We start from the raw sequence: 7459 nt of genomic DNA on the forward strand, positions 1-7459 counted from the left end.
GCATAAAAAACGTACAAGGAATAAAAGTATGATTTATAGCAAACCTGGAACTGCCGATGCAGTCATTAATTTCAAACCACAGTACCAAAACTTTATTGGTGGTGAATGGGTTAAGCCCGTCAATGGTCGTTACTTTGATAACCCTTCTCCTGTTGATGGCCAAGTTTTTTGCCAGATCCCGCGCTCTGATGCCAGTGATATTGAACTTGCACTTGATGCCGCCCACCAAGCTAAAGATAGCTGGGGGAAAACCTCAGTCACCGAACGCTCTAATATTTTGCTTCGAATTGCAGATCGTATTGAGCAGAATATTGAAGCACTCGCAATCGCTGAAACATGGGATAACGGCAAAGCTGTACGAGAAACATTAGCTGCTGATCTACCGTTGGTTGTCGATCACTTTCGCTACTTTGCAGGCTGTATTCGTGCTCAAGAGGGTAGCGCTGCCGATATTGATGCCAATACAGTTAGCTACCATTTCCCAGAGCCTCTAGGAGTCGTCGGACAGATCATTCCATGGAACTTCCCTATCTTAATGGCTGCATGGAAGGTTGCTCCCGCACTCGCTGCGGGCAATTGCGTCGTATTAAAACCCGCAGAACAAACGCCAGCCTCGATTCTAGTCATGCTTGAACTCATTGAAGATCTGCTCCCTAAAGGCATTCTCAATGTCGTTAACGGCTTTGGTAATGAAGCTGGGCAAGCATTAGCTACAAGCACTCGAATCGCCAAACTGGCATTTACTGGATCCACGGAAATAGGTCACCATATTCTAAAATGTGCCGCAGAATCTTTAATCCCCTCTACCGTTGAGTTAGGCGGTAAATCTCCCAATGTCTATTTTGCAGATGTGATGAGTCATGAAGATGAGTATCTCGATAAAGCGATTGAAGGTATGTTGCTAGCCTTCTTTAACCAAGGTGAAGTGTGTACCTGCCCGTCTCGAGTATTAATCCAGGAATCGATCTACGACAAGTTCATTGCCAAAGTAATAGAACGTAGTAAAACCATAAAGCAGAGCAACCCACTCGATACCGAAACTCAGGTGGGTGCTCAAGCCTCTCAAGAACAGTTTGATAAAATTCTAAGTTACTTACAAATAGGCAAAAATGAAGGAGCTGAGGTTCTGGTGGGCGGTGACTCTTGCCAACTTGAAGGTGAACATAGTGAAGGCTTCTACATTCGTCCTACAATATTGAAAGGCACTAATGACATGCGGATCTTCCAAGAGGAGATATTTGGCCCAGTCATATCTGTAACCACCTTTAAAGATGAAGCCGAAGCACTGGCTATTGCCAATGATACCGAATACGGCTTAGGTGCTGGAGTATGGACTCGAGACATGAACACTGCTCAACGAATGGGTCGTGGTATTCAAGCAGGCCGGGTATGGATAAACTGCTACCATGCCTACCCTGCCCATGCTGCATTTGGCGGTTATAAAAAATCAGGTATCGGTCGTGAGACTCACAAAATGATGCTCGACCATTACCAGAATACTAAAAATTTACTCATTAGCTACGATGCAAATCCACTTGGTTTCTTTTAAAAAAGACCAACAGTCATAAAAATATAGTCTGCTCAGACACAAAGCCAAATATAGTTGCTATTAACTGCATTATATTTGGCTTTTACTTTCTGAAAACCTGCGATCTCCGCTACCGAGTTTCCATTTCAGAAAAACCTCCTTGCTGGCTTTTCACTATAGGAATTTGGAGGTTTACTTTAAAATATTACCCATAGAATATTAGTGGATATTACGCCATGACCTTACAAACTCGTCTCACTCAAATTACTCGCAACGCGACACTTTCCCCAAAGCAGAAGTCCAACCTTTTAGCGCTAGAAGCAGATGCAAGTTTACCCTATGTTGCTGTGTCGCCAGCGGTTGAGCATGCCATGCAAGCGGGTGTTATTTGCGATATGTTTGAAGGTAATGCGCCTTTTAAGCCAAGATATGTTCTGCCAAATTATGCTAAGTATTTAAAGCAAGGCTCTAAATACTTGGAGCTCAATGCTGCGCAAGATTTAGATGAAGCGCTAAATGCATTAACGATTCTTTACCACCATGTCCCTTCAGTGACCAATATCCCGGTATATTTAGGTCAGCTAGACGATGTACTCATGCCGTTTTGCCAAGACCTAGATAGCGATACTATTTATCGGAAATTAAAGCTGTTCTGGATAATGCTTGATAGAACCCTACCTGATGCCTTTATGCACGTTAATATTGGCCCGACTGATAATGTTGTATGCCGTACAATTTTGAAGATAGATGCGGAGCTGAAACAGATAGCGCCCAATCTAACTTTTATGTATGACCCAAGCATTACACCTGATGAGTTACTGCAAGTTGCCACAGCCAACATCTGTGAATGCAGTAAACCCCATATTGCCAACTATCCAATCCATGCTAACAGCTACGATGTTAAAGGCTTTGGCATCGTCAGTTGCTACAACTCTCTGCCACTGGCAGGTGGAGCGAACACCTTGGTACGCCTTAACTTAAAAGAGGTTGCGTTAAAAGCTACTGACATCACTGACTTCTTCGAAAGTACCCTGCCACACTACTGCCAATTAACCTATGAGCTGATAAATGCCCGCTGCAGGTTTCTACATCAAGAATCGAACTTCTTCAGTAGCTTTTTAGTTAAAGAGGGACTGATTGAAGAATCTCGCTTTGCACCTATGTTTGGTATTTATGGTATGGCAGAAGCCGTTAATATTCTGCGCGGACACCCAGAGTTAACAGCATCAAACTCCGAAAAGCCAAGCCCGTATTATGGTCACGACCGTGCAGCCAATGAGCTGGGGCATCAAATATCCAAAGCACTTGATGCCATTGTGAAAACGACAGTTGTGGATTACGGCTATAACGATAGAGCACTACTGCATTCACAAGGCGGAATTAGTCTTGATAAGGATGTGACTCCAGGGGTGCGAATTCCCTACGGAACAGAGCCAAACCCTATCGCTCATATCAAAGCTTTAGCGGTTCATCATCAATATTACACTTCAGGGATCAGCGATGTTCTCACCATAGATGAAACGGTTAAATCAAATCCGCTCGCAATGTTTCAACTTTGCAAAGGTGCATTGCAACATGGCTTTAGAGAGTTTACCGTCAATGTCGCCTCCAATGATTTAGTTCGCGTCACTGGCTATATGATTAAGTTATCTGATATTAAGAAATTTAAAGAGAGCGGCTCTAGAACTAACACCACAGGCTTAGGTGCAGAAGCAGCGGCTAATACCAAAATATTGCTACGTCAGCCGCGAGTTATAGCGCAAGAATTTAATCCAAGTTATACGGATTAACCCTTGGGCAATATAGCGATAATTAATCAAGTAATACCCTTTTCTTGCGTTGATGGGCCTGGCAGCAGACTCGCTGTCTTTCTGCAAGGCTGTAACTATCGCTGTAAGAGCTGTCACAATCCACACACAATAGATTTTTGTAATAGCTGTGGTGATTGCCTACCAAGCTGTCCAACGCAAGCGCTAAGCTTGATAACAAGCAACGATAAACCGCAGGTTATCTGGAATGAAGCGTTGTGCACTCAGTGTGACCTATGCTTGAGTGCATGCCCTAAGCAATCAAGCCCAAAAACCCAATTATATAGTGTTGAGCAATTATTGGCGTTGATTCGTCAACAGGTACACTTTATTAATGGCATTACTGTAAGCGGGGGGGAAGCGAGCCTTCAATTGCCTTTTATCATCGAATTGTTCAGTGCTATAAAAGCGGATGATGAGTTAGCACATTTAACCTGCATGTTAGATAGCAATGGCAGCCTGAGTATTAACGGTTGGCAACAATTACTGCCTGTTTTAGATGGAGCAATGATTGACTTAAAATCCTGGCAACAAGATACCCATCGTTATATTACCGGCAGAGGCAACCACCGAGTTATTAGCGCGATAGAGTTATTAGCCTCAAAGGGGAAATTGCATGAAGTACGCTTACTTCATATTCCTGGGATTAGCGATTTCGACACTGAAATTACTGCTGTGGCAAACCACCTCAAAACCTTACCTAAAAAAGTTCGAATCAAACTCAATGCATTCCAGCACCATGGCGTGGCAGGAGCCGCCCTAAATTGGCCTACTTGCAGCGAAACACATATTAAACAACTAGCAACAGAGCTTACGCAACACGGTGTGATTAACATAGTGCTACCAAGCTCTTATCTGTAGCACTTATCTAAGAGTTTTAGCTAAGGTTTTAAACTAAAGTGCATTGTCATTAAATAGCTCTGCAATAACCTTTTTAAGTTGTTCGTAGAACCAACGATGGGCAGGGTCATTCATACTTTGCTTGTGCCACACCAGACTATAGGCAACTTCGCCATAATCGAAAGGTAATCTTTTAGTGATTAATCCCTTAGCTTGCAAAGCATTGTCCGCCCAGTGACGTGAACAGGTAAATAACAGCTCACTGTTATGGCACATCAAAGCGGCACTACCAAAATCCGCAACAGATAATGGAGTTGCCCGATTTAGAGCTAGTTGTTCAAGTTTTAACTCAAAAAAAGGCCGATTGAGATCAACATCACTGATCCCAACATGGCTGTAATCTAGGTAATCATCTATGGAAATTGTGCTTTTATCTGCTAGCGGATGAGCGGCGTTCATCAAGCATACCATTTCATCATTAATCAGCGTCTCCCAAACCAGATCCTGCTGAGCGATTGGCGGTTGGCTTCGGTCATGGGGTAATAGGATAAAATCTAAACTACCTTTTACGACGCCCTCGAAGCCAATACTGTCTTTAGCATGAATATCGAGCTTAATATGCGGTGCTTGTTGCAGTACATCTGCCACCAATTTGGCAGCAATTAACTCAAACGTACTTTCACGCATGGCTAATGAAAAACTCCCTTCATAGCCTGCTGCAGAAAACTCCTCTTGAGTTATTAGCAGATTCATATCATGAATGATTTGATGTACATTCGGCCCTAAACGCCGCGCCAAAGGCGTAGCCACCAACTTATTACCGTGACGATAGAAAAGTTCATCATCTAAGCTTTGTCGTAATTGGCTCAACGTCTTACTTACAGAAGAGGGGCTTAAACATAAACGCTTAGCACTTGCTGTTACACTTTGCGTATCGAGCATCACATGTAAGGTAATTAAATGCTTCATACTGATCCGTGAGAGTTTAGCGATATCCATCATAGTGCCTATTAGTGGAGGGAGCTCTAATATAGTGCAATATAGACCTAATTGAGTTTTGTGCATATCAAGCTAACTCGGATATACGAGCAAACTCACGTCACGGCGCTATTTTCAGCACCCCATTGTTTGCCGTATAATGTTTTACTCTTTGAATAATGATCAAATCAAAGCGCTTAATCTCTCGTATCAATCAAGTGAGTAGATATTCAATCTATTTACTAACCAACACTTACGATTGGAGTAGATTTCAGCTCTTACATTTTAGGCAGGCCCGCATGTTTCATATCGCACTTTACGAACCGGAAATTGCACCAAATACCGGTAACATAATAAGACTCATCGCTAATAATGGCTGCCAGCTGCACCTCATTGAGCCTTTAGGTTTTGACTTGGAAGATAAAAAGTTACGTCGTGCTGGTTTAGACTACGCTGACTTAGCAAAGGTTACTCACCATAAAGATTTCGAATCTTTTCTCGAAGCAATGCAAGGCAAACGAATTATGGCTTGTACCACTAAAGGTAGCCGCCCACATTCAGAGTTAACCTTTCAACAGGATGATGTGTTACTTTTTGGCCCAGAAAGTCGTGGTTTACCTGCGGATATCATAGATTCGATCCCAACAGAGCAACGACTTAGAATTCCAATGATGTCTACTAGCCGCAGTCTAAATCTCTCTAACGCCGTAGCGATCATCAGCTACGAAGCTTGGCGACAACTGGATTACTCTGGAGTTTAAGCCTTTTCGATGCTCGTTATACTTCAAGCGAGCTACTTAAGATAATCACCGCTACATTAAGGCCGTCTCTTGGCGGCTTTATCTTATGCAAACACAATAACCCATTCTTAGTACCTTTCCCTCAAGTCACTCAAATTCCACAATACAATTAACCATGCATACTGCAGGACTGCTTTGCGCCGCGATAAAATATAACTAGCGCCCCCTCTAATGTTAATAGCAACTCCACTAAAGAGTTGCTCATTCAGCGGGAGTTAAAATCACTTTAGACAAGTCATTGGCTTATCGCTAATCGTTATTCTCGGCTCTGGCATCCTGCTCCGCTCTCGATAATTGCTCCTGCATTATTCTACCTTTGACCATCCTTGGTCTCGTAACTCCTAAATCTGACTGCCAAGGTGGGCCGGAATGTCTTATTTTTATGGAACAAAATAGACCATTTAGTCGTATATCGAGTGGCACATGCGCTGTATTAAGTGATTTCCCCACGCCTTAACTATCAGCCGCACGTTGTGAGCGTCTCAGGACTTTCACTGCTACGTTCCATAGTCTCAAAAGGGAATAACCACTTGTTCCACAACGAGCTTTGAATTGAAAGCCCTGAGAAAGCTCTAAACTGAGTATATCCTTAATGGGATTGGCATAACTCTTAAACTCTCGAGATAGATAACAGGCAAAGCATAGTTACAAGTAACCTGACTAAAGCGACACAAGGGCCGCTCTAGCAGCAGATAGACAAACACAGCATGACCACTCCAAAAGCTAAGCACTGCTAATCAACAACAAATCACAGTGATACTTGAGAAGAGATATAAACCACACTACTATCATGCAGCTTGTTCAATAAAACTCATTAAATGCAAAAACTCGTTGCGTAGGCAAAGGGCTTTTATCTTTTCTATTTCGAATAGTGACTGATAAACGATAAACTCCTAATTATTAGGGAGCATATCGGCCACCCCATTATAAGTATCACCCTAAGGAGTATCGTTAAATGATTAACAGACTCAAATCGCAGTCGTAAAAAAGCCCGTTGCGTTAACAACGGGCTTTCTCGTATTAGGCGCCTGGAAATCACCTACTCTTTATTATCCTCGCAGGGGATACATGGGGGCGAAGAAACTCTGATTTGAATGCAGCGCATTCATGGACTTAGTAGCGCGAGTAACTTGTTACGAAGCTGGGAACCCCGCTCAGCGGCGGGTTGACGTCGAGGTAGGCATTTATGGCTTCTTCACTTAATTGAGCGCCTGGAAATGACCCCGTCACACATGGGCATATCGGCCACACCGCTATCTACTATCACATGTAATGATGCATGCTTCGCATGCGCTTTCAATTTCCCCATGTTCGAGTCAGTAATTCAAAAGCTGATAAACGAAAAAATCCCTAGTGCAGAGCACTAGGGATTTATCGTTATTAGGCGCCTGGAAATGACCTACTCTCACATGGGGAAACCCCACACTACCATCGGCGATACTGTGTTTCACTTCTGAGTTCGGAATGGGATCAGGTGGGACCACAGCTCTATGGTTTCCAGACAA

At 43.2% G+C, this 7459-nt stretch carries 5 protein-coding genes and 1 rRNA gene; 4 read left to right on the forward strand and 2 right to left on the reverse strand.

Annotated elements, in window-relative coordinates; genetic code table 11:
* The first annotated feature begins 28 nt into the window (after positions 1 to 28).
* The 3 genes from K5R16_RS13655 (at position 29) to K5R16_RS13665 (ending at position 4197) form a co-directional block, all read left to right on the forward strand.
* Positions 29 to 1549, forward strand: coding sequence for an aldehyde dehydrogenase family protein (locus K5R16_RS13655; RefSeq protein ID WP_220738113.1), 1521 nt, complete (start codon positions 29 to 31; stop codon positions 1547 to 1549).
* A 215-nt stretch (positions 1550 to 1764) separates the two neighbouring features.
* Positions 1765 to 3318 (forward strand): YjjI family glycine radical enzyme, encoded by a 1554-nt coding sequence (locus K5R16_RS13660; RefSeq protein WP_220738114.1) that lies wholly within the window; start codon positions 1765 to 1767, stop codon positions 3316 to 3318.
* A gap of 3 nt (positions 3319 to 3321) precedes the next feature.
* Positions 3322 to 4197 carry a YjjW family glycine radical enzyme activase gene (locus K5R16_RS13665; RefSeq protein ID WP_220738115.1) on the forward strand — a complete coding sequence of 292 codons (876 nt, stop codon included), beginning with the start codon at positions 3322 to 3324 and terminating at the stop codon, positions 4195 to 4197.
* 33 nt (positions 4198 to 4230) lie between these two features.
* Here K5R16_RS13665 and K5R16_RS13670 read toward each other — a convergent pair whose 3' ends face one another.
* Entirely contained in the window at positions 4231 to 5175 is a 945-nt protein-coding gene (locus tag K5R16_RS13670; RefSeq protein ID WP_220738116.1) for a LysR family transcriptional regulator, read from the reverse strand.
* Between the two features lie 278 nt (positions 5176 to 5453).
* Here K5R16_RS13670 and trmL point away from each other — a divergent pair, with 278 nt between their 5' ends.
* Positions 5454 to 5915, forward strand: a complete 462-nt coding sequence (trmL, locus tag K5R16_RS13675; protein ID WP_220738117.1) for a tRNA (uridine(34)/cytosine(34)/5-carboxymethylaminomethyluridine(34)-2'-O)-methyltransferase TrmL — start codon at positions 5454 to 5456, stop codon at positions 5913 to 5915.
* A gap of 1425 nt (positions 5916 to 7340) precedes the next feature.
* On the opposite strand, the gene rrf is transcribed toward trmL, so the two are convergent.
* Positions 7341 to 7456 (reverse strand): 5S ribosomal RNA (gene rrf, locus K5R16_RS13680).
* Positions 7457 to 7459: the final 3 nt, after the last annotated feature.

It is taken from the genome of Shewanella sp. c952, from assembly GCF_019654975.1.
In the GTDB taxonomy this organism is placed as follows: domain Bacteria; phylum Pseudomonadota; class Gammaproteobacteria; order Enterobacterales; family Shewanellaceae; genus Shewanella.